We start from the raw sequence: 23043 nt of genomic DNA on the forward strand, positions 1-23043 counted from the left end.
GTGTATGGAATTAATTCATCCAACAGCGCAAATTCATCCTACAAGTATTGTAGAAGAAGGCGCTAAAATTGGCGAAAATGTCAAAATTGGTCCTTTCTGTGTAATTGGTAAAAATGTTGAAATTGGAAAAGGGACGATTCTTCATTCGCATATCGTTGTCAATGGGCACACCACTATTGGCGAAGATAACGAAATTTTCCAATTTGCGTCAATTGGCGAAGTTAACCAAGATCTAAAATATAAAGGCGAAGATACAAAAACGATCATTGGCGATCGTAACCGCATTCGTGAAAGCGTGACTATCCATCGTGGAACCGTACAAGGCGGCGGGATTACACGAGTTGGTGATGATAATTTATTCATGATCAATTCACATATCGCACATGATTGCCAAATTAAAAACCGTTGTATTTTAGCGAATAACGCGACATTAGCAGGGCATGTAGAATTAGATGACTTTGTCATTGTGGGCGGTATGTCTGCAATTCACCAGTTTGTTATTATTGGTGCGCACGTAATGCTTGGTGGCGGTTCAATGGTTAGCCAAGATGTGCCACCATATGTGGTTGCTCAAGGAAATCATGCACGTCCATTTGGGGTAAATATCGAAGGATTAAAACGTCGTGGTTTTGATAAACAAACTCTACGTGATATTCGCAATGTGTATAAATTGATTTATCGTAGTGGTAAGACAATTGAAGAAGTTATGCCTGAAATTGAACAATACGCAAAACAAGATAGCGCAATCAGTTTCTTCCTAGACTTCTTTAAACGCTCTACGCGCGGAATCATTCGTTAATATTACGCCCCGATTTTCGGAATATTTTATGACACCGCGTCTTAGTATGCGGTGTTTTTTATTATGAGGAAAGTATGCAAAAAGATAATCCAACCATTGGACTTGTTGCGGGAGAAATTTCTGGCGATATGCTTGGTGGCGCTCTGATTAAAGCCTTAAAAGAAGAATATCCAAACGCAAAATTCGTCGGCATTTGCGGCGATAAAATGCAGGCACAAGGTGCGGAAACGTGGGTAAACATGGAAGAAATTGCTGTAATGGGATTGGCGGAAATTTTAAGTCATTTACCACGCCTATTGAAAATTCGCAAACAAGTAACAGAACGCTTAATTGCCGAAAAACCAGATATTTTTGTTGGTATTGATGCACCTGAATTCAATTTGTACGTTGAAGAAAAATTAAAACAGAGTGGGATTAAAACGATCCATTATGTGAGCCCAAGCGTGTGGGCGTGGCGTCAAAAACGTGTGCATAAAATTGGACGAGCAACCGATCTTGTTTTGGCATTTTTACCATTTGAAAAAGCATTCTACGATAAGTTTAATGTGCCGTGTCAGTTTATTGGGCATAGTATGGCGGATCAAATTCCATTAAAACCAGATGTAGTGGCGGCAGCAAAAACATTAAATATCGATCCAAATCAGACTTATCTCACTATTTTACCAGGGAGTCGTGGTTCAGAAGTAGGCTTTTTAAGCGAACCTTTCTTAAAAACGGCATTATTATTAAAAAAACAATACCCGAATCTACAGTTTTTAGTGCCATTAGCAAATGCAAAACGCCGTGCGCAATTTGAAAAAATTAAGGCGGAGATTGCACCTGATCTTCCAATGATTTTGTTAGATGGTCATGCTCGTGAGGCGATGCAAGTTGCCAGAGCAACCCTATTAGCATCGGGAACAGCCTCGTTGGAGGCAATGCTATGTAAATCACCAATGGTGGTGGGGTACAAAATGAAACCATTAACCTATTGGTTGGCAAAAAAATTGGTTAAAACACCATATATTTCCTTACCTAATTTATTGGCAAATGCACCGATTGTGCCAGAATTAATCCAACACGATTGTGAATCTCAAAAACTTGCGAATGCATTATCAGTTTATTTAAGTGATGCGACAGAAGCGATTGAAAAGCGTGAGAAGCTGGTGACTCAGTTTACTGAGTTACACGATTACATCCGTTGCGATGCGGATAAACAAGCCGCAATGGCGGTAAAACAATTACTAGAAAGAGAATAAAACGTGGAAGAAATTATTTACCCAAATGTGCAATATATTGCAGGTGTCGATGAAGTCGGACGTGGTCCGCTTGTTGGGAATGTGGTAACAGCAGCCGTTATTTTAGATCCGACCAATCCGATAGAAGGACTTAAAGACAGTAAAAAATTAAGTGAAAAAAAACGTGATGCGTTAGCGGAAGAAATCAAACAAAAAGCGTTAGCGTGGAGTATTGGTTATGCTACGCCAGAAGAAATTGATGAACTTAATATTCTGCATGCTACGATGTTAGCCATGCAACGTGCCGTACAAGGACTAAAAATCACACCTGAATTTGTGTTTGTCGATGGTAACCGTGTTCCTGAATTACCAATGCCTGCGCAAGCAGTTGTAAAAGGAGATGATCGAGTTTCAGAAATTAGTGCGGCTTCTATTTTAGCCAAAGTGGCACGTGATGCAGAGATGTACGCATTAGATGAAAAACATCCAGAATACGGTTTTGCTAAACACAAAGGCTATCCGACAAAATTACACTTTGAAAAGCTTGCAGAATATGGCATTTTACCAGAGCATAGAAAGAGTTTTGGACCTGTCAAAAAATACGTAGAATAACTTGATAAAACACTGGGAGGCAATCTATGCTCGCCATGTTACAAGGTTGGAATTATTCACTCATTTTAACGTTAATATTCCTTGTTATTGCCATTTTTTTATTTTTGCAAAATAAAATTCGCATGGATGTTGTCGCATTGTTGGTCATGTTGGCTTTCAGTGTTTCTGGTATTTTAACTTTACCTGAGGTTTTTGCTGGCTTTAGTGATGCCAATATTATTCTTATCGCATTATTATTCGTGGTAGGTGAGGGGCTTATTCGGACAGGAGTCGCTTATTCTGTCAGTGAATGGTTATTACGGCGTGCTAAAAATAGTGAAACACGAGTACTAATTTTGCTTATGCTTGCCGTGGCTGGGCTTGGGGCATTTATGAGTTCTACGGGGGTTGTCGCAATATTTATCCCCGTTGTCTTACTAATTTGTCGAAAAATGCACATTTCCCCACGTAGATTAATGATGCCACTTAGCATGGCCGCTTTAATTAGTGGCATGCTGACTCTCATTGCCACGCCGCCAAATCTTATTGTAAATGCGGAGCTACTACGCCTTACTCATCAACGTCTTTCCTTTTTTTCCTTTACTCCCATCGGAATTGTCATTTTACTGCTTGGTATTTTTTATATGCTTTTCGCAAGACGTTATCTTGGTGATGAGTTATCTCAAGAAGAAGGTAATTCACATTTTTCTATTCATGATCTAATTGCGGAATACCATATTACGGACCAAATGCGACGGGTTGTGGTGCGAGAAAATTCAGATTTTATAGGTCATCCGATAGAAGAATTAGGACTACGATCCTTGTTCGGGATTAATGTTATTGCAATAGAACGTTGGAAAAGATTACGTTCTACCTTACATGTTGAAGGGATTGGTAAAATGGAAATTCATACAAAAGATATTTTACTTGTCGATATTAGCCACCCCGATCTAGATTTTACGTCTTTTTGTCAAACCCATGATCTTGTACCAGCAGAACTATCTGCCGTTCATTTTAATCAACAAAGTCGCTTGTTGGGCATGGTTGAAATTACGCCCGTACCCGATACGCCTTATTTAGGACAGCCTATCAGCGAATTGCACTTACGCTCACGTTATGGTGTGAATATCATTGGAATTAAGCGAAATGGCGCCATAATTGAAACTGAACTCATGCAAGAACCTTTACAAACAGAGGATATTCTACTAGTTGTTGGTGCATGGAAATTGATTGAAAAAATGCGTCAAAATACTAAAAATTTCTTTATGCTTGATTTTCCAGAAGAAATTGAACAAGCTGCACCTGCTCTAAGCCAGGCACCTTATGCTTTATTCTCCATTGCGGTTATGGTCTGTTTAATGGTTTTTGGTATCGTACCCAACGTGATAGCCGCTTTAATTTGTTGTTTAATGCTCGCAAAATTTGGTTGTATTGATGCAAAATCAGCCTATCAATCTTTACAATGGTCGAGTTTAATTCTTATTATTGGCATGATGCCTTTTGCGATTGCTTTGCAAAAAACAGGAGGTATCGCTTTTATTGTTGATAAATTACTTATTTTTGCCAGCGATTGGCATATGCATGCGCTTTTAGTGATATTATTTGTCACCTGTGCATTGGTGGGGCTTTTTATTTCAAATACGGCAACGGCGATTTTAATTTCCCCTATAGCCGTAGAAATGGCAATTCATTTACATGTTTCTCCTGTTCCTTTTGTGATGGTGGTAGCCATTGCCGCATCAAGCGCATTTATGACGCCTATTTCATCGCCTGTAAATACGATGGTAATGGGGTTAGGTAATTATAAATTTAGTGATTTTATGAAAATAGGTGTGCCTTTTACCGTACTTGTAATGCTAGTTACGGTACTGCTTGTGCCTGTTTTATTTCCATTTTGATTAGGAGATATTATGACAATGTTAAAAATTGGGTTAGTTTCTATTTCAGATCGTGCATCTAGTGGGGTTTATCAAGATCAAGGGATTCCATCATTACAAACTTGGTTAGAAAATGCCTTAACAGAACCATTTCTTGTAGAAACACGATTAATTCCAGATGAACAACCGCTTATCGAACAGACTTTAAAAGAATTGGTTGATGAACAACATTGTCACCTTGTTTTAACCACAGGGGGAACAGGACCGGCCAAACGTGATGTTACACCTGATGCGACGCTTGCCGTAGCGGATCGTGAAATGCCAGGATTTGGCGAACAAATGCGTCAAGTCAGTTTGCACTTTGTGCCAACTGCGATTCTTTCTCGCCAAGTTGGGGTTATCCGTAAAGAAAGCCTTATTTTAAATTTACCAGGACAACCAAAAGCCATTGCGGAAACACTAGAAGGGGTGAAAGACAGTGAAGGGAACGTGATTGTAAAAGGGATCTTCGCTGCTGTGCCATACTGCTTACAATTAATTAATGGTATTTATATTGATACCAAACCTGAAGTGATAAAAAGCTTCCGTCCGAAATCAGCACGTCGTGACTAGGGAAAAAGGTATGAAAAAAATCGAGGCCATTATTAAACCATTTAAATTAGATGATGTTCGTGAAAGTTTATCTGAACTAGGTATTAATGGGATGACTGTAACGGATGTACGAGGTTTCGGGCGCCAGAAAGGGCATACTGAATTATATCGTGGAGCAGAGTACGCAATTGATTTTTTACCTAAAGTCAAAATTGAGATTGTAGTATCTGATGAGATGGTAGAAGATTGTATTGACACCATTGTTGAAGTCGCACAAACAGGCAAAATAGGTGATGGTAAGATTTTTGTTTATGATGTTTTAAGAGCAGTACGCATTCGTACTTTAGAAGAGAACGAAGACGCACTCGTCTAAAATGTTATATACGCCCTAAATTTCAAAAAAATTTATGAAAATTGGGGCGTCATTATTTTTAATGAAAATTAATCTTATTTAACTTGTGCAAAATCAAGGATATTATTTATCTAAATGGCAAAATAGCCACGCAGTTAAAGCAACCATATTTATAAGGATCCATTTGGATTAAATTTTGAGGCACTGTATGGGAATTTGGAAAAAAGAAATTAACTTAGATGAATTAAACCAAAGTTGTGCAGATTGTGCAGTTTCTCACTTAGGTATTCGTTTTACGAACTATGGGGATGATTGGTTAGAGGCAAAAATGCCTATTACAGAAAAAACAACGCAACCAATGGGCTGGTTGCATGGTGGTATCTCTTGTGCGTTAGCAGAAACCGTTGGCTCTGCCGCAGGATTTTATTGTGTTGAAGAACCGTATGTAACCGTAGGGGCTGAAATTAATGCAAGTCACCTTCGCCCAATGAAAAAAGGGGATATAGCACGAGCAGTCGCTACACCTCTTAAATTGGGCAATAAATTACACGTTTGGCAGATAGATATACTAAATTCTGAAAATAAACTTTGCTGTCGCTCACGTTTAACTTTATCGGTGATTGAGTCATGAGTAAAAAAATTGGTGTCATCTTAGTGAATTTAGGCTCGCCTGCAGAGGCAACGCCTAAAGCGGTATCTGATTATTTGTGGCAGTTTTTGCGAGATAAACGAGTGGTGGATCTCCCCGCATGGAAATGGTGGCCACTTTTAAAAGCCATTATTTTGCCACATCGGGCTAAACGTGTTGCAGAACTTTATCAACATTCATGGACTGCACAAGGTTCTTTGTTGATTGCTGTTTCTCGTCAACAACAAAAGTTAGTGCAACGATATTTACGCGAAAAAGGCATTGATGCCGAAGTTGAATTAGCCATGACTTATGGTCAACCTAATTTAACGACAGCAGTGGATAATTTAATGCGGAAGAAAATAGAAAAACTTATCGTTTTACCGCTTTTTCCACAATATAGTAGCACAACTACGGCTGCGGTTTTTGATGCTTTCGTTAATATTTGGCAAAATCGTCGTGATTTACCGCCATTTGAATTTATTCATAATTATGCAGATAATCCTGATTATATTCAGGCACTTGCTCAAACTATTCGTCGCTATTTAAAAGAGGATACTTTCCTTTTATTTTCTTATCACGGTATTCCTTTGCGTTATGAACAAGAAGGGGATAATTATCGTCAACAATGTGAGTTAACTACTCAAAAAGTGATCGAAACGTTAGGGTTAGAGTCGAAACAATGGGGCATGACGTTTCAATCTCGTTTCGGGCGTGAGGAATGGCTTTCGCCTTATACCGATGAATTTATGAAAACAGCACCTAAAGAGGGGATTCGTAAAATTGCGGTAGTATGTCCAGGGTTTTCGGCAGATTGCTTAGAAACAGTTGAAGAAATTGCGCAAGAAAATCGCCAATATTTTCTACATCATGGCGGAGAAGATTTTCAATACATTCCTGCACTTAATACCCAACCTGCACATATTACCGCATTAGGTAATATCATTCTAAAAAAATGCGAGGCATAGTCCTCGCTTTTAAGATAACTTGCTGAATTTTATAGCAAACAGATGTTAAGTATTATTTTTTTGTTGCAAGGCATAAATAACTTCGTATAATAGCCCACATCAAACACCTCCTATGCCTGGGTGGCGAAATTGGTAGACGCAGCGGATTCAAAATCCGCCGGTGAATAACCGTGTCGGTTCGAGTCCGACCCTAGGCACCATTCAAGTAAAAAATTCCCTTTAAAATCAATAGAATAGATAAAACTTTGTATTAAGCGTAGTACTAAGTTGTACTTTCCTTTCATCGTGTAAGGCTTGCGTGTGTTTTGCGATTTACCTATAATCGTGCGCCATTATCTTAAAAATAATAAAAATGACGAATATATGGGTAAAAATAGTTTAACATTTTGTTTTTCAGTAAAAGATTATCAAATTGTCACCTCCAAAAATTTATCACAAAGTGATTGGCAATTAGACGAAACGGCATTTTTGTCTATGGTTGATAAACGAGATAGTTTTATGCCTGCGTTAACTTTTCTTCCACCATTAAAACGTCGTCGCTTAAATCCTACAAGTCGTTTATTTTTTCAAGCCGCGTGGGATTTAGTTAGTGATAATCCCAATGTTCCAGTAGTGTATGCTTCATTAAACAGTGAAATTAATCGCAGTTTTGAACTTTGGGAAACGCTTTTGAAAAGTGGTGAAGTTTCGCCGACTTCATTTAGTTTATCAGTACATAATGCGATGATTGGACAATGGTCAGAAGCACGAAAAGTCACACAGGAGATGACGGCTATTTCAGCGCAAAAAGACAGTTTTGAATTAGCATTATTGGAAGCGTATTTATTACTTTCAGAGGGGCATTCACAAGTTTTAGTCGCTGTTTGTGAATCATTTTTAGAAAACAGATTTCCTGTGGCGATTAAACGCTTACCGTTTGATTATGCATTATGCCTATTAATTGAAGCAGGAGATAAATTTAAATTAACACGGCACACTTCCCCAATTTTGCCAGCAGATCAAACCCAACTAGATAATGCAATATTGTGGGTAAATAAAATGGCAAAAGGTTGTATGGATTGGCGGAGTGAAGCAAGCAACGGAGGATGCTGGGAGTGGCAGCGAAATTAGATTTTTTACGCCGTTTTTTAGGTACGACATTTGGATTTGTAATTTTTGGCGTAGTAGGTTTTTTATCAAAAATTGTTTTGTATAAATATGCAAAAAATTATCCACATCATAGTTTAGTAGAGCAACAAAAAGCACGATTAATTGTCAATAAATGTTGGCGGTTTTTTGTAAAATATCTCACTTTCGCAGGCGTACTAGAGGTGGAATATATTGGATTTGAAAAATTGGGACGTGCAGGACAACTTGTTATTGCAAATCATCCTTCGCTGCTAGATGTAGTCCTAATTTTTAGTCAAAATGCGAAATTTAATGTGGTGGTAAAGCAGGATCTTTTAAATAATCCTTCAATGAGAACGCAGATATTATCTTGCGGATTTTTACCAAATACTCAGTCAGAAGAACTATTGCATGAATGTGATGATGTGTTAAAAACACAGCCTTTACTTTTGTTTGCCGAAGGAACGAGAACAGGGTGGGATGGTATTGTAAAACTTAACCGTGGCGCAGTTTCTATAGGGTTACGTAGTGCTAAGGTAATTACGCCTATAAAAATTGAAATGTCACCGTTGAATTTCAAGAAGAATCAACCATGGTATAAAATGCCAAGCACACGGATAAAATATAAATTAACCGTGGGTGATGACATTGATCCGCAAACTTGGTTAGCAGAAAAACCATTACCTATTGCATCACGTCGTTTAACGGCTTTTTTAGAACAGTATTTTAATTCTTAATAAGGAAATAGTATGGAGCTTGAAAATCAAATTAAACAATTGATTATTGATAGTTTGAATTTAGAGGATATGCAAATTGAGGAAATTGATACCGATGCCCCTCTTTTTGGCGATGAAGGTTTAGGGTTAGATAGCATTGATGCATTAGAACTCGGTTTAGCTGTTCAAAAAGCCTTTAATTTACAGTTGGAAAGTGAACAACAAAATTTACGTCAACATTTTCAAAGTGTTGCAACATTAGCAAAATTTATTCGTGATAAGGAATAATGCATGACACCAAAACTCACACAAGATCAAATTAAAGAACTTTTATTTAGTACACTTGAAACCTTATTTGAAATAGATCCAAAAGAAATTCAATTGGATACTGATCTGTATGATGATTTAGATATCGATAGTATTGATGCTATTGATTTACTTGATCATATTAAACGTGAAACAGGATATAAACTTTCAGCAGATGATTTCCGTAATGTACGTAAAGTACAGGATGTCATTGCGGCAATTATGAAAATTCAAGATGCAGCACAATAAAAAATTCCCTTTATGGCAGAGCGAACATTTTCAACAAAATGAAGGTTTATTGGAAGGTGTCGTACCTGAAGACTTAGTTTATTTGAAAGATCACTTTGCTGAGTTTCCTCTCGTGCCAGGCGTCGTAGAGTTACAGTGGGCGGTGGATTTTATCCCTCGCCTTATTGGCTGTGAGTCCGTTGAGATTGAAAAAATTCAAAAATTAAAATATCAGAAGTTTTTACGCCCAAACGATCGTTTTATTTTAAAATTAAAATGGTTACCAGAAAAGCAACAGGTACTTTTTGAATTAAAAACGGTAGATGAAAATTGCGCTTCTGGTACGATTAAAGTCAACGTATTATGCTAAATGTGCTGATTAGCGTTACGCTTACGCTTTTTACGATTGCGTATCCCATCGCATGGTGGGTGGATAGCCAACAATCTATCTTACTGTATTTCCCGTATATTTTCGCTTTTTTATGGGGAATTAAGGGGCTAAGAAGCCCAGAGAAAAAGTTCAAAGTAGGATATATTGGCTTTGCGGTATTTTTACTTTGTATTGGATTTGCCAAAAATTTACATACCATGTATTGGTACCCTGTCATCATTAATGGGTTTATGTTAATACTTTTTGGCACAACTCTTTGGACATCGCAATCCTTTATTGAGCGGTTAGCTCGTTTAAAAACACCTCATCTTCCTGAAGTTGCGGTTCGTTATACACGCTGCGTGACCCAGGTATGGTGTATTTTCTTTCTATTTAATATTCTTTTTTTAACGGTATTAATTTGGATACATGCTTATAGGTGGTGGGCAATTTACAGTGGTGGAATTGCCTATCTAATAATGGGGATACTATTTGTTGGCGAATGGCTGATCCGCCAGCGAATGATAGATAACGATGAACGCTAAAATGTCTTCTTCTCAATTAATTACGCAAGATCCTGCATGGACAAAGCAGGACTTTTTATATCGGATTGATCAAATTGCGATGGAACTTAAAAATCGCAATATCCAAAAATGCGGTTTTTATTTTAACGATGCTGCATTGCTCGCTTGTGCGTTACTTGCTTGTTTTCGTGCTAACGTAACTGTCTTACTGCCTCCTAATTTATTAGCTGAAAATAAACAATGGTTAGATGAAAATAGTGCGTATTTATTCACCGATAAAGATTTCACGACCTTTGGTATTTCTCATAAAATCGAGCATCCCTCTTTAGATTTCCCTTACCAAAGCCAAAGTGAAGTATGGCTAAAAACATCTGGCAGTAGTGGAAATGCAAAAATTATTACGAAAAATGTGGCGCAAATGTGGGCCGAAGGATTCGCTTTACAACAAAGTTTACCTCTGCGAGCTGAAGACAATTTAATGGTTTTAGGTAGTGTTTCACCACAACATTGTTACGGATTAAGCTTTCGCATAATGTATCCGCTGGTGATGGGTTGGCAAATTGGGCGTAGCCAGTTACCTTATCCAGAATTTTTATTAGCAGAAAGTGAAAAATATCAGCGTACATTATGGATTAGTAGCCCTGCATTATTAACGCATTGGCAGATTCCTGAGCATTCTCCCGCACTCACAACGATCAAAGGGATCATTTCGGCTGCGGGTGTTCTTCCAGAAACGACGGCGACTTATCTGAGTTCACATCTTACTTGTCCGATTATTGAAATTTATGGCAGTACGGAAACGGGCGCGATTGCTATGCGGTTACCTAAACAACATTGGCAACCATTACCTTCCATAAAATTAGGGCTTAACCAAGATGCTTTATGGGTAGAAGGGGATTGGATGACGGGGCGCCAACAAACCGCGGATGCTGTTGAGTTTTATGAGGACGGCTTTGCATTAATGGGGCGTATTGATCGTATTGTTAAATTAGGCGATAAACGTGTTTCACTTGCGAAAATTGAAAATCATTTATTTGCCCATTCATTAGTGAGCGATTGTTATGTCGCTCAACATCCCGTTAAAGCGCGCCCTGCAGCATGGGTAGCATTGTCTGCGGAAGGACAAGCCTTATTACAACAGCAAGGTAAAAAAGCGGTGGTAGTGGTGTTACAAAATTATTTAAACCAGCGTGAGGAGAAATTTGCGATCCCACGATTTTGGCGATTCTGCGAAAAATTGCCACGTAATAGCCAATCGAAAATCCTTAAAAAGGATTTCGATGCCATTTTTAGCCAACAGGATGAAACAACGCAATGATTGCACCAAAAACGATTGTCATTATTCCGCATTATAATCATTCAAAACTTATAGGGGGAGTCATCTCTGCACTCAAGCTCTATGATTTGCCGATATTAATTATGGATGACGGTTCTGCATTAGCAGAACGACAAAGACTTGCTCAGTTTGCCGATGAGAACGTTCATATTTTTTATTTGTCTGAAAATCGTGGCAAAGGCGGAGCAGTTAAGGAAGCGTTTATTGAAGCTAAAAAATTGGGTTATACACACGCTATTCAAGTGGATGCGGATGGACAACATCATTTGGAAGATTTGCCTAAATTTTTAGCTTGTTCGCAACAATATCCAGAAAGCTTCATTTGTGGTAAACCTATTTATGATGAAACGGCACCTAAAGCACGCTTATATGGTCGAAAAATTACTGATTTTTGGAATATGATTAATACCTTATCATTCGATATTAAAGACGGAATGTGTGGTTTTAGGCTTTATCCTTTGAAAAGTTGCGTAGATTTGATTCGTCACGAAAGCATAGGTGAGCGTATGGATTTTGATACGGAAATTTTAGTCAAAGCACATTGGTATCAAATTCCGATGCAATGGATTGAAACTCCAGTGAGGTACAATCCGAACGGTATCTCTCATTTTCGTGGCTTAGAGGATAATTGGCTTATTAGTAAAATGCATGCCCGCTTATTTTTACAGATGTGTTGGCGAAAATTACAAGGAAAGTCCGTATAATGGCACAAAAACACTGGGCGAAAGAACAGGAGCGTGGGAGCCTATTTTTCTTAAAATTAACGGCTTTCTTAGTGCGCTATTTTCCATTATGGATTATGCGTGGGATCACTTTTTTCGTTGTGAGTTATTTTTATTTAACGGGTAAACAAGCACGCCAAAGTATTTACCATTATCAGCAGAATCTAAAGAAAACTTTTCCTGATATCAAATTGGGTCGTTTTTCTGTATTTCGTCAATTTCTTGCCTTTGGCGAAAGCATTACCGATCGCTTTGCCGTTTGGCAAAATAAAATTAATGCACAAAATATAGTATTAGACGATCCAGAGAATTTGCAACAACAATTTGGTAAAACTGAACGCGGGCAAATTTTAGCGATTGCTCATTTTGGGAACGTAGAAGTTTGCCGTGCATTGGCTGAAATGCAGGTCAAACAATTAAAATTAAATGTGTTAGTCCATCATAAGAATGCCGAAAAGTTTAACCAAGTTTTGAAAGAGATGGGGGCTGAAACCTTATCTTTAATTCCTGTAGATCAATTAGACATGAATATTATGCTAAAACTTGCGAGTAAAATTGAACAAGGGGAATATATTGCGATCGCTGCTGATAGGGTGCCACTAAAAGGTGATAAAACCTGTTTGGTTGATTTTCTTGGAGAAAAAGCCAGTTTACCGCAAGGCGTTTGGCTTTTATCAAGTTTATTGAAAGCGCCAGTAAACAGTATTTTTTGTATTAAAGAACATGATCATTATCGGATAAAATTTCAAAAAATTTGCGATCCGATTACTGGGCGAGGTCCGCAACGGGAACAAAATATTCAACTTGCCGCCCAGCACTACGCCAATTTATTAGCGAAGGAATGTTATGCTTATCCATTAAATTGGTTTAATTTTTATCCATTTTGGCAAAACAATCATGCGTAAGAAAAAACATGTATTTTTAAGTCATATCAGTGAATATGAAATTCCATTTTTTGATGTGGATTCAATGAATGTGGTTTGGCACGGCTATTATGTGAAGTATTTAGAAATGGCACGTTGCGCATTTTTAGAAACCATTAATTACCATTATGAGATCATGCGAGAGCAAGGTTTCGTCTGGCCGATCGTGCAATTAAATTTAAAATATGTGCGTCCCGCCCGTTTTCGTCAGAAGATTGAAATTGAAGTACAAGTTATTGAATTTGAAACTTGTTTTAGACTGGATTACATTATTCGCGATAAGGTAACACAAGCGAAATTAACCGAGGGTAGCACAACCCAAGCCGCTGTGGAGATCGCAACTGAGAAAATGTTAATTCCGACTCCTCAGACATTCCAAATGGCGATCAGAACGGCAAAAGGATTTAAGGAAAGTCATGCGTAATAAGATTATTTTATTATTAACGTTGATGAGTGGTGTTCTCTTTTCGCAAAGTGTATTCGCCTTAACTCAGCAACAACTTATGCAACAATTACAAAAAGCAGAAACGGTACAGGGCGATTTTACTCAAACCCGTTTTTTACAAGCGCTACCAGTTCCGATTAAAAGTACGGGGACTTTTGCGTTTGCTTTGCAAAAAGGTTTACTTTGGCAAATGCAAAAACCGTTTGCAACGACGTTACGCGTAACCCCAACGGGCATCGCGCAGTGGGCAAATAACCAATGGCAAGCGAGCCAAAATCCGACACAGAACCAACAAATTGCCTTGTTCCTAGGTTTATTATCGGGCAATATGTCAGCTTTAGAAAAAGAATTTAAAATCACACTTTCTGGTCAAGCTAATCATTGGCAATTAAGCCTTATCCCAGATACGCTTTTGCTTAAACAAATTTTTACGCAAATTACACTGAAAGGCGATAAAGCAGTGCGTCAAATTGTTTTGCAAGAAACGCAAGGCGATAAAACGCAAATTGACTTTACGCAACTCAAGGTTAACCAACCGTTGCCTCTAACGATCAAGAAGGCTTTTCAATAAAATGTCGATGCGGATTGTGCGTACTGGATTCTTACTATTAGTGCTGGCAATGACAGCACTTTTAGGTATCGCATTGCAAAAAGGGACGGCTGTTGAAACCGATTTGCAAACCTTATTGCCGAAAGAGCAACATCTCACTGCATTACAACGACAAGTAGATGCGATTCAAGAGCGACAATTCGCAGAACAAATGATTGTGTTGATCGGGAATAAAAATAAGCAACAGGCAGAAAATGTTGCGCAGCAAGCTGCAGAGTTTCTTGGAAACACGCATTTATTCGCACCGATAAATTTAAAGCAACAGCCTAATCTTGATACCTTAAAAGCAGAAATTAATCAGCTTAAAATTGCTACGTTACCGCAAAGCGTACAACGCACTATTTTGAGCGAACCGCAGTCCTACTTTCAGAAATTAGCACAACAAATCGTTAATCCTTTTAATCAACAAAATTTATTAAGTTTTGCACAAGACAGTTTTGGTTTTGGGCGCTTTGTTTTACCCCAACTTCAGGGCGATTCACCGATACAGTGGGATAGTCAAAGCGGAATGCTATGGACCAAGTACCAACAAACTTACTGGGTATTATTACCGTTACGCTTAAAAAATGCGGATTTTCTGCAAGATAATTCTCAATTTTTAGCCCAGATCCAGCAACTAAAATCGCAAGTAGCTGCGACAGGCAATCAAATTTTAATGACAGGTAGTGCGTTGTTTTCAAGCTATGCAAAACAACAAGCGCAAAAAGAAATGACGGTGATGAGTATTTTAGGGATTAGCTTAACCTTAGCATTGTTACTTTTTGTATTCAGAACGTGGCGAGTTTTTTATTTATTTATTCCTATTGGAATAGGGCTTATTTGCGGAATGACAAGTGTTATTTTGTACTTTGGGCAAATCCATGTCTTAACTATTGTGATAGGAACAAGTCTAGTCGGCGTACTGATCGATTTTCCATTGCACTGGTTAGTGTCGGCATGTGGAAAAGCACAAACTGCATCGCCTATTGTAATGAAGCAATTACAAAAAACCTTTTTTATTAGTTTATTGGTCACGTTAATCGGCTATGGCTTGTTGGTATTTACGCATTTACCCATTTTGCAACAGACCGCCTTGTTTTCGGCAACCGCATTAATTTGTGTAATGTTAGCAACTTGGCTTTTTATGCCTATTTTGTTTAAAGGTTACAAATTACAAAAAATTTTCCGATTTTCGGGGCGTGTGCATTTTAAAGTCCCGAAAAAAGTTAAGACGATGGGGGGATATGCGTTTATTATTTTTGTGGTGGTGGGGATTTTTCGCAACCAATGGCATGATGATATCCGCCAGTGGGTGAATTTACCGAAAGCCTTATTGCAACAAAGTATGGCGATCCGTGATATCACTAAAATTGATCTCAGCCAACAATATTTTCTCGTGCAGGCCGATAATCCGCAAACGTTATTGCGAAAAGATCAGCAAGTTTCTGCATGGTTACAAACACAGCAAAAAAGTGGGGCAATTGGTCATTTTCAATCGTTAGGCGAATGGTTGAATACGGCAGAACAACAACGTGAGTTTATTCATAAATTCCAACAGTTACCGCCTTCCGTTTATGCGCCCCTTGTTGAAATCGGGATTCCAGCGGAGTATTTACAAAAGCAAGCGCAAAGCTTATCGCAAACACCAATTTTAGATTTAGAAAATGCGCTAAAATTACCATTAGCGCAAGCGAAACAACGCTTATATTTAGGCGAAGTGTTACCCAAAATCTATGTGAGCATTATTCCCGTTTCAGGGGCGACAAATTCCGCACTTATGCAACATTTTGCCCAAAAGATTGTGGGCGTGACTTGGCAAGATAAGCGGCAGGCGCTTAATCAAACTTTCCAACAAACTCGCGATCAGGCCTTAGGCTTAAAATTATTATCCTTTTTGCTCGCTGCATTGCTTTTATTTAAATTTTTTGGCGTGCGTGATACGGCAAAAATTTTGAGTATCCCTTTCGCTGCAATCATAATTACGATTGGATTATTAGGGTGGTTAGCCATTCCGATTAGCCTATTTTCGCTCTTTGGGTTGTTGCTAGTTTCCGCAATTGGCATTGATTATGCTGCGTATGTCTTTAGTGTGCCAGACAAAACCACGGGGCGTTATTTTACGATTCAACTTGCAGCGACCACAACCTTGATTTCATTTGTATTATTAGGGTTAAGTTCAACGCCTGCGGTCGCAGATTTTGGTTTTAGCGTCAGTATCGGGACGATTGTGAGTGTCATTTTAACGTTTTTGGTGCATAAGTAGGCGAGAATGAAAAAAATAGCGTATTTTTTATTGGGTATGATTTCGTTATGGTTGGCGGGGTGTACAAGTGCGCCACAAGTCGTGCATTTCCCAGAAATTCGCCAACAAGTGCGCCTATTTAAAGTGGTGAAATTAAATTCACAGCAACAAATTATGAGCGAAAATATTCTTTCGATTCAAATGATGCCAGACAAATGGCGCTGGGTGGAAGTGAATGCACTCGGCGCACCGCTTGCACGGGTTCAGCTTAATGCACAAGGGTGGCACAATGATGGTTTTATTATGCCAAATCCGCAAGCGGTACAATTATTTTCGGCGGTCGCAACTGCGTTACAGCCACAACAAATGATTTTCTTATTTAAACGAATTGAAAAAATGCCACAAAGTACAAAATTTTTCCCGAAAACAGGGGCGTGGTGGCAAACTCAAAAAATAGCAAACGGTTGGAAAATTCAGCTAGCCGATAGTAGTCAGTGGCAAATAACTGAATTAGAGGAATAGGTCGTATGAAAATTTATCTTAATAAACCCGCTATTTTGACCGCACTTGGCGAAGGCATAGAACAACATGTGGCACAACTACTGCAAGGCTCGGCGCCAGCGATCCAATGTCAAAATAAACTATATACTAGCCGAAATATTTCTGGAAAAGCCCAATACCTTGCGGGCGTTGATTGCCCATTGCGTGCATTTCCAGAAGGATTAGATGAAAAACATCGAAGCCGTAACAATCAGTTACTTTGGCACGCTTTAGCGCAGATTGAAGATCAAATTCAGCTAGTGATTCAACAATTTGGAACGGCACGTATTGCCGTAGTGATGGGAACCTCTACTACGGGCGTGGATGAAAATATTCCATTTTTACAGTCGTTATTTTTGAATCAGCCCTCCAAAATGGAATTTAACTATGAGCAACAGTCTTTCAATGCACCTGCTGATTTTATTGCGGAACAATATCAATTAAAAAATGTGGCTTATGGAATTTCAACTGCCTGCACCTCGGGTGCACGTGCCATTATGTCCGCTGCACGTTTATTAAGAGCGAATTTTTGTGATGCAGTGATTTGTGGTGGTGTGGATTGCTTATCGCCACTGACGGTAAGCGGTTTTGGCTCGCTTTCTGTCTTAAATGAAGGACAAACGCAAGCATTTTCTCAATCTCGTGCTGGGATCAATATTGGAGAAGGGGTGGGAGTCTTTGTCATGACACGAGAGCCGCTAACTGATTGTGTTGAATATTTAGGTGGTGGGGCGAGTAGTGATGCGTATCATATGTCTTCACCTGATCCAACAGGTACGGGGGCAAAAAATGCTTTTTTACAGGCTTTAAACCAAGCGCAATGCTCATCAGAAGCGATTGGCTGGATTAATGCACATGGTACGGGGACGCAACATAATGATGCGATGGAAAGTATTGCCATCGCGGAAGTTTTTGGCACTGAAACGCCCGTAACGAGTACAAAACCTTATACAGGACATACGTTAGGTGCAGCAGGTGCGGTAGAGGCAGCACTCAGTTGGGGAATGATTCATCGTCATTATAATCCGAATGGGCGATTACCCCCACAATTTTGGGATAAACACCATGATGAAAATCTTCCTCACATTAAGATAACGGATGAGAATAGCCATTGGCAACAAGGTAAACGCATTGTTGCAAGTAGTTCGTTTGCATTTGGTGGAAATAATGCAGTTTTAATTCTAGGAGAAAAAGAATAATGCACGATTTAACATGCCCGATTATAGACATTGAACCTTTATTACCTCATACGGGAGCGATGGTTTTCCTAGATAAGATTATTGATTGGGACGAAAAAGGATTAACTGCGGAAACGATGATTAAGGCAGATAATTTGCTATTACGTCATGGGCAATTTGATACATTTTCCTCAATTGAAATTATGGCACAAGCAGTTGGTGCGTGGGCGGGGTGTATGCATACCTCTCGAGGAGAGCCAATAGGATTAGGGTTTTTATTAGGGACACGTTGCTTAAATTTATTTAGCCAAACGATAGCGATTGGGACGCAGTTAATCGTAGAAACAAAATTATCCATTCAAGATCAATCGGGTTTTAGCGTATTTGATTGTTGTATTAAAGATAAAGGTAACGGGGCGATGCTCGCTAGTGCTGCATTGAGCGTGTATAGCCCTAAAAAAGAAGAAGGGAAAGAAAATGAATAAAACCGTTTTAGTGACAGGGTCAAGTCGAGGTATTGGAAAAGCGATTGCTTTAAATTTAGCACAGGCAGGTTATGACATTGTGTTACATTGCCGTGCGCGCCGTGAGGAAGCGGAAAAAGTCGCGTTGGAAATTCAAAATTTAGGGCGACAAGTGAGAATTTTGCAATTTGATGTTAGCCAAAGAGAGCAAGTTGCAGAAATTTTAACGCAAGATGTGGAACAATATGGCGCTTATTACGGTGTGGTGTTAAATGCAGGATTAACACGTGATAATGCATTTCCTGGGTTAACTGGTGAAGATTGGGATATGGTATTACGCACTAATTTAGATGGATTTTATAACGTGTTACACCCTATCATGATGCCAATGATCCGCTGCCGTAAACCAGGGCGTATCGTTTGTATTACATCCGTTTCTGGTTTGATTGGGAACCGTGGGCAGGTAAATTATAGTGCGTCTAAAGCAGGACTTATTGGAGCAGCAAAAGCATTGAGTGTAGAGTTAGCTAAACGTCATATCACTGTAAATTGCGTTGCGCCTGGTTTAATTGAAACCGAAATGCTCGATGAAAACGTACCCGTAGAACAAATTTTAAAAATGATTCCTGCAGGCAGAATGGGGCAAGTTGACGACATTGCCCATACGGTCAATTTTTTAATGGATGAAAAGGCAGGATACATTACTCGCCAAGTTATCGCCGTAAATGGTGGACTTTGCTAAATCAATAATGAGAAGGATTAAAATAATATGCAAACAAAACGAGTCGTGGTTACAGGGATCGGTGGTATTACCGCATTCGGGCGTGATTGGCAGACGATTAAAGCAAACTTCAAACAACAAAAAAATGCCGTTCAGTATTTCGATATTGCGGAACGTTTTCCTGAATTAGAATCTTACTTAGGTGCGCCTATTACGGATTATGAACCGCCACAACATTGGACACGGAAACAAAAACGTAGCATGGGTAAGGTGGCAATGCTTTGTACCGATGCAGCGGAAAGAGCGCTTTCTCAAGCAGGCTGGTTAGATGAAAACGGGGTGATCAATCCTATTTTACAAACTGGGATAATGGGCGTGGCATCGGGATCTTCTGTGGGCAGCCCTAAAGATGTGAGTGATATGGGAAAACTCATTTTAAGCGGAGAAAGTAAAGATTTTGGTGCCAATACTTATGTGCGCATGATGCCGCATACCACCGCAGCGAATATTGGTATTTTCTTTGGCTTAACAGGGCGTATTATTCCTACCTCCAGTGCTTGTTCTTCTGCCTCGCAAGCGATTGGCTATGCGTATGAATCAATTAAATATGGTTTAATTCCAACCATGCTTGCTGGTGGTGGCGAGGAGTTTTGTTTTTCTGAAGTGCATGTATTCGACTCACTTTACGCCGCCAGCCGAGATAATGAGCATCCTGAAAATACGCCACGACCTTATGATAAAGATCGTGATGGGTTAGTCATCGGAGAAGGTGCGTGTATTTTCGTTTTAGAAGAATTGGAGTATGCGAAAGCCCGTGGGGCAAATATTATTGCTGAAATTGTGGGGTTCGGTTCAAATAGTGATGGCGCACATATCACTCGCCCACAAAAAGAAACCATGCAACAATGTATGCAACTTGCGTTAAATGATGCGCATCTAGAACCTCAGCAGATTGGTTATGTTGATGGACACGGCACAGCAACCGAACAGGGAGATATCGCAGAAACGTTAGCGACCGCTGCACTTTTTGGTAAAGTCCCATTTAGTTCACAAAAAAGTTATCTCGGGCATACGCTTGGCGCATGTGGTGCGTTAGAGTCATGGTTCGCTATTGAAATGATGCGTGATCAATGGTTCGTGCCAACCCTGAATTTACAAAATATCGATCCCCGTTGTGGTGAATTAGATTATATTCAGCATACAGGACGAGAATTTTATACCGATTACGTGATGAATAATAATTTTGCCTTTGGCGGAGTGAATACATCTTTAATCTTTAAACGTTGGCAAAATCAATAAACTTTTCTGAAATCACGCCTCAAAAATCAAAAAAAAATTATGATTTTTGGGGCGTGATTTTTATTTTTAATAAGTGGGTATTTTTCCTATTTAAATTTGTTAAAAACTTCACTCGTTCTTTGTTACACCTTATTTATATTTCTCCATAACTTGTAACAAATCAAGCTGGATCTATCGGCATTTTTAGCATGATTATGCTTCACTTTGCTATACTCAAAATACTAATTAAAAAAGTGAGGTTATTATGAGTGAGGTTGGGATTACGGTCAGCTTACTTGCTTTAGCCGCAATTGTTGGGTTATGGCTCGGAAGTTGGAAAATAAAAGGGGTGGGGTTAGGCATTGGTGGCGTATTGTTTGGCGGAATTATTGTTGCGCATTTCACTAATCAATATCAAATTCATTTGGATGTCCATACTATGCATTTTATCCAAGAATTCGGGCTAATTCTTTTCGTATATACGATTGGTATCCAAGTCGGACCTGGTTTCTTTTCATCATTACGTGAATCAGGGTTAAAACTTAATTTACTTGCTGCACTTATTGTTTTAATTGGTGCTATCATTGTGATCTTCTTTAATAAACTCCTTAATATTCCTCTAGAAATCATCCTTGGTATTTATTCTGGTGCCGTGACGAATACACCGTCTTTAGGTGCAGGACAACAGATTTTAAGCGAATTAGGTCTTCCTGGGGTAACAGGTACCATGGGGATGGCTTACGCAATGGCTTATCCTTTCGGGATTTGTGGCATTTTGCTTTCAATGTGGCTGATTCGTCTTTTCTTCCGTATTAAAGTTGATGATGAGGCAAGTCGTTTTAAAAAGAGCAGTGGGCAGGATAAATCTACGCTTGATGTCATCAATCTGTTGGTAACCAACCATAATTTAAATGGCATTAATCTTGGCGACATTCCAGATTTGTCTGGCGATGAAGTCGTATGCTCCCGCTTAAAACGTGGCGATGACATTATGATTCCAAAAGCGGATACGCAAATTCAACTTGGCGATGTTTTACATTTAGTTGGAGAAGGTGCTGATTTAAAGAAAATGCAATTGATTATTGGGGAAGTCGTGGACGTGCCTCAAAAACAATTTACAGGATATTTACGCGCGGAACGCATTGTGGTGACAAATGAAAAAGTATTAGGTAAAAAAATTCGCAGTCTTAATCTTCATGAAAAATACGGTGTCGTGATTTCTCGTCTAAACCGTGCTGGGGTTGAGCTAGTGCCAAGTTCAAACAGTGTTTTACAATTTGGTGATGTACTCCATATTGTTGGGCAAGATGAAGCTATCAATAAAGTGGCTGCCTTATTGGGGAATGCCCACCAAAAATTACAGCAAGTCCAAATGCTTCCTGTGTTTATCGGTATTGGCTTAGGGGTGTTACTTGGATCGATTCCATTCCACATTCCAGGATTTCCCGTTGCATTGAAACTAGGCTTAGCTGGGGGACCATTAATTGTCGCCTTAATTTTGTCAAGAATTGGTAGCTTTGGAAAGCTATACTGGTTTATGCCACCTAGTGCCAACTTGGCTTTGCGAGAAATTGGGATTGTGCTGTTTCTTGCGGTGGTAGGACTTAAATCTGGCGGAAATTTTGTTGATACGTTAGTTAATGGTTCAGGACTAGAATGGATGGTTTATGGTTTAATGATTACCGCCATCCCATTGCTTTCTGTTGGTATTTTGGCTCGTTGGTATTTACGCATGAATTATTTATCCATTTGTGGATTACTCGCAGGGTCGATGACCGATCCACCTGCCCTTGCCTTCGCAAATGCAATTAAAGAGGATAGTGGTGCCGCCGCACTTTCTTATGCAACCGTCTATCCCCTCGTTATGTTCCTACGCATTATTTCACCGCAATTACTGGCAATTTTGCTGTGGTCATTTTTATAGAAAAGTAGATAAAACGAAAAACGCCAAATATTGTTGGCGTTTTTTATTGCAACATTCGAGGGCTATTCAAACCCATTTGCAACACTTTGTGATTGATTAGTATTTTTTTGCCAGTGAGTTTTAGGTGAATGATAGGTAGAGTGGTGTTTAGATGCGAAACGTTTTCCGTTTCCGCAAATTTTTTCACAAGGAATGCCATCTTTATCACGATCTAGGCGAGTATTGTGGCAAATTTGTAAGTGGTAATAAGCTTCTTCGCAAGAACTCATGCGCGAACATGTTTTTCTAACATCGCATGAAAAACTAAACGCACTATTGGACACCGTGAGGATGAATAGACAAAACAGAATTTTTTTCATGAACTATCACTCCTATAAAAATTATGGGGTATGACTAACCATTTAGAT

The 23043-nt window shown here is 39.1% G+C and carries 27 protein-coding genes and 1 tRNA gene; 27 read left to right on the plus strand and 1 reads right to left on the minus strand.

All coding sequences use genetic code 11. The annotated features are described in order from the left end of the window. Nucleotides 1-4: 4 nt before the first annotated feature. The 27 genes from lpxA to EL259_RS07590 all read left to right on the plus strand — a co-directional run bounded on the left by lpxA (nucleotide 5) and on the right by EL259_RS07590 (nucleotide 22636). Nucleotides 5-799, plus strand: coding sequence for an acyl-ACP--UDP-N-acetylglucosamine O-acyltransferase (gene lpxA / locus EL259_RS07460; protein WP_126600393.1), 795 nt, complete (start codon nucleotides 5-7; stop codon nucleotides 797-799). Nucleotides 800-873: 74 nt separating this feature from the next. Continuing rightward, a complete protein-coding gene (gene lpxB, locus EL259_RS07465; RefSeq protein ID WP_126600395.1) occupies nucleotides 874-2037 on the plus strand; it encodes a lipid-A-disaccharide synthase in 1164 nt (387 codons plus the stop codon). Between the two features lie 3 nt (nucleotides 2038-2040). Further along, nucleotides 2041-2628 carry a ribonuclease HII gene (rnhB, locus tag EL259_RS07470; RefSeq protein WP_126600397.1) on the plus strand — a complete coding sequence of 196 codons (588 nt, stop codon included), beginning with the start codon at nucleotides 2041-2043 and terminating at the stop codon, nucleotides 2626-2628. A gap of 26 nt (nucleotides 2629-2654) precedes the next feature. Continuing rightward, nucleotides 2655-4505, plus strand: a complete 1851-nt coding sequence (locus tag EL259_RS07475) for an SLC13 family permease (RefSeq protein WP_126600399.1) — start codon at nucleotides 2655-2657, stop codon at nucleotides 4503-4505. A gap of 9 nt (nucleotides 4506-4514) precedes the next feature. Beyond that, nucleotides 4515-5096 carry a molybdopterin adenylyltransferase gene (mog, locus tag EL259_RS07480; RefSeq protein ID WP_126600402.1) on the plus strand — a complete coding sequence of 194 codons (582 nt, stop codon included), beginning with the start codon at nucleotides 4515-4517 and terminating at the stop codon, nucleotides 5094-5096. A gap of 10 nt (nucleotides 5097-5106) precedes the next feature. Then, nucleotides 5107-5448, plus strand: a complete 342-nt coding sequence (locus EL259_RS07485) for a P-II family nitrogen regulator (RefSeq protein ID WP_126600404.1) — start codon at nucleotides 5107-5109, stop codon at nucleotides 5446-5448. A gap of 187 nt (nucleotides 5449-5635) precedes the next feature. After that, nucleotides 5636-6058: a hotdog fold thioesterase gene (locus tag EL259_RS07490; RefSeq protein WP_126600406.1), complete on the plus strand. Its 423-nt coding sequence runs from the start codon at nucleotides 5636-5638 to the stop codon at nucleotides 6056-6058. Then, nucleotides 6055-7023, plus strand: coding sequence for a ferrochelatase (hemH, locus tag EL259_RS07495; RefSeq protein ID WP_126600407.1), 969 nt, complete (start codon nucleotides 6055-6057; stop codon nucleotides 7021-7023). The genes EL259_RS07490 and hemH overlap by 4 nt, the downstream gene beginning before the upstream one ends. 114 nt (nucleotides 7024-7137) lie before the next feature. Then, nucleotides 7138-7223: transfer RNA gene (locus EL259_RS07500), tRNA-Leu, on the plus strand. A gap of 163 nt (nucleotides 7224-7386) precedes the next feature. Then, nucleotides 7387-8133 (plus strand): beta-ketoacyl synthase chain length factor, encoded by a 747-nt coding sequence (locus EL259_RS07505; RefSeq protein ID WP_126600409.1) that lies wholly within the window; start codon nucleotides 7387-7389, stop codon nucleotides 8131-8133. Beyond that, complete coding sequence (locus EL259_RS07510; protein WP_126600411.1) at nucleotides 8118-8867, plus strand: lysophospholipid acyltransferase family protein; 750 nt, start codon at nucleotides 8118-8120, stop codon at nucleotides 8865-8867. Before EL259_RS07505 ends, EL259_RS07510 begins: the two co-directional genes overlap by 16 nt. A 12-nt stretch (nucleotides 8868-8879) precedes the next feature. After that, nucleotides 8880-9134, plus strand: coding sequence for a phosphopantetheine-binding protein (locus EL259_RS07515; protein WP_126600413.1), 255 nt, complete (start codon nucleotides 8880-8882; stop codon nucleotides 9132-9134). Between the two features lie 3 nt (nucleotides 9135-9137). Next, nucleotides 9138-9401 (plus strand): acyl carrier protein, encoded by a 264-nt coding sequence (locus EL259_RS07520; protein WP_126600415.1) that lies wholly within the window; start codon nucleotides 9138-9140, stop codon nucleotides 9399-9401. Further along, complete coding sequence (locus EL259_RS07525; protein WP_126600417.1) at nucleotides 9388-9750, plus strand: ApeI family dehydratase; 363 nt, start codon at nucleotides 9388-9390, stop codon at nucleotides 9748-9750. Before EL259_RS07520 ends, EL259_RS07525 begins: the two co-directional genes overlap by 14 nt. Further along, on the plus strand, nucleotides 9744-10295 hold the full coding sequence (locus EL259_RS07530; protein WP_126600419.1) for a COG4648 family protein: 552 nt from the start codon (nucleotides 9744-9746) through the stop codon (nucleotides 10293-10295). The genes EL259_RS07525 and EL259_RS07530 overlap by 7 nt, the downstream gene beginning before the upstream one ends. 1 nt (nucleotide 10296) lies before the next feature. Continuing rightward, entirely contained in the window at nucleotides 10297-11592 is a 1296-nt protein-coding gene (locus tag EL259_RS07535; RefSeq protein WP_232019036.1) for an AMP-binding protein, read from the plus strand. Next, nucleotides 11589-12314, plus strand: a complete 726-nt coding sequence (locus EL259_RS07540; protein ID WP_126600423.1) for a glycosyltransferase family 2 protein — start codon at nucleotides 11589-11591, stop codon at nucleotides 12312-12314. The genes EL259_RS07535 and EL259_RS07540 overlap by 4 nt, the downstream gene beginning before the upstream one ends. Next, the gene (locus tag EL259_RS07545) at nucleotides 12314-13237 is read left to right on the plus strand and encodes an LpxL/LpxP family acyltransferase (RefSeq protein WP_126600425.1); all 924 of its coding nucleotides are present in this window, start codon (nucleotides 12314-12316) and stop codon (nucleotides 13235-13237) included. Before EL259_RS07540 ends, EL259_RS07545 begins: the two co-directional genes overlap by 1 nt. Then, nucleotides 13230-13679: an acyl-CoA thioesterase gene (locus EL259_RS07550; protein ID WP_126600427.1), complete on the plus strand. Its 450-nt coding sequence runs from the start codon at nucleotides 13230-13232 to the stop codon at nucleotides 13677-13679. Before EL259_RS07545 ends, EL259_RS07550 begins: the two co-directional genes overlap by 8 nt. Next, complete coding sequence (locus EL259_RS07555) at nucleotides 13672-14271, plus strand: LolA family protein (RefSeq protein ID WP_126600429.1); 600 nt, start codon at nucleotides 13672-13674, stop codon at nucleotides 14269-14271. Before EL259_RS07550 ends, EL259_RS07555 begins: the two co-directional genes overlap by 8 nt. 1 nt (nucleotide 14272) lies before the next feature. After that, nucleotides 14273-16552: an MMPL family transporter gene (locus EL259_RS07560; protein ID WP_126600431.1), complete on the plus strand. Its 2280-nt coding sequence runs from the start codon at nucleotides 14273-14275 to the stop codon at nucleotides 16550-16552. Between the two features lie 6 nt (nucleotides 16553-16558). Further along, nucleotides 16559-17053 (plus strand): hypothetical protein, encoded by a 495-nt coding sequence (locus EL259_RS07565; RefSeq protein ID WP_232019037.1) that lies wholly within the window; start codon nucleotides 16559-16561, stop codon nucleotides 17051-17053. A gap of 5 nt (nucleotides 17054-17058) precedes the next feature. After that, nucleotides 17059-18270: a beta-ketoacyl-ACP synthase gene (locus tag EL259_RS07570; RefSeq protein ID WP_126600433.1), complete on the plus strand. Its 1212-nt coding sequence runs from the start codon at nucleotides 17059-17061 to the stop codon at nucleotides 18268-18270. Next, nucleotides 18270-18734, plus strand: a complete 465-nt coding sequence (locus EL259_RS07575) for an ApeP family dehydratase (protein WP_126600435.1) — start codon at nucleotides 18270-18272, stop codon at nucleotides 18732-18734. The genes EL259_RS07570 and EL259_RS07575 overlap by 1 nt, the downstream gene beginning before the upstream one ends. Beyond that, nucleotides 18727-19455: a 3-oxoacyl-ACP reductase FabG gene (gene fabG, locus EL259_RS07580; protein ID WP_126600436.1), complete on the plus strand. Its 729-nt coding sequence runs from the start codon at nucleotides 18727-18729 to the stop codon at nucleotides 19453-19455. Before EL259_RS07575 ends, fabG begins: the two co-directional genes overlap by 8 nt. Before the next feature lie 27 nt (nucleotides 19456-19482). Continuing rightward, nucleotides 19483-20733, plus strand: coding sequence for a beta-ketoacyl-ACP synthase (locus EL259_RS07585; protein ID WP_126600438.1), 1251 nt, complete (start codon nucleotides 19483-19485; stop codon nucleotides 20731-20733). A 244-nt stretch (nucleotides 20734-20977) separates the two neighbouring features. Further along, nucleotides 20978-22636, plus strand: coding sequence for a putative transporter (locus EL259_RS07590; protein WP_126600440.1), 1659 nt, complete (start codon nucleotides 20978-20980; stop codon nucleotides 22634-22636). Nucleotides 22637-22698: 62 nt separating this feature from the next. Here the strand turns inward: EL259_RS07590 and EL259_RS07595 are convergent, their stop codons facing one another. Beyond that, nucleotides 22699-22995, minus strand: coding sequence for an excalibur calcium-binding domain-containing protein (locus EL259_RS07595; protein WP_126600442.1), 297 nt, complete (start codon nucleotides 22993-22995; stop codon nucleotides 22699-22701). Between the last annotated feature and the right edge of the window lie 48 nt (nucleotides 22996-23043).

Source organism: Actinobacillus delphinicola (assembly GCF_900638385.1).
Lineage (GTDB): Bacteria > Pseudomonadota > Gammaproteobacteria > Enterobacterales > Pasteurellaceae > Actinobacillus_C > Actinobacillus_C delphinicola.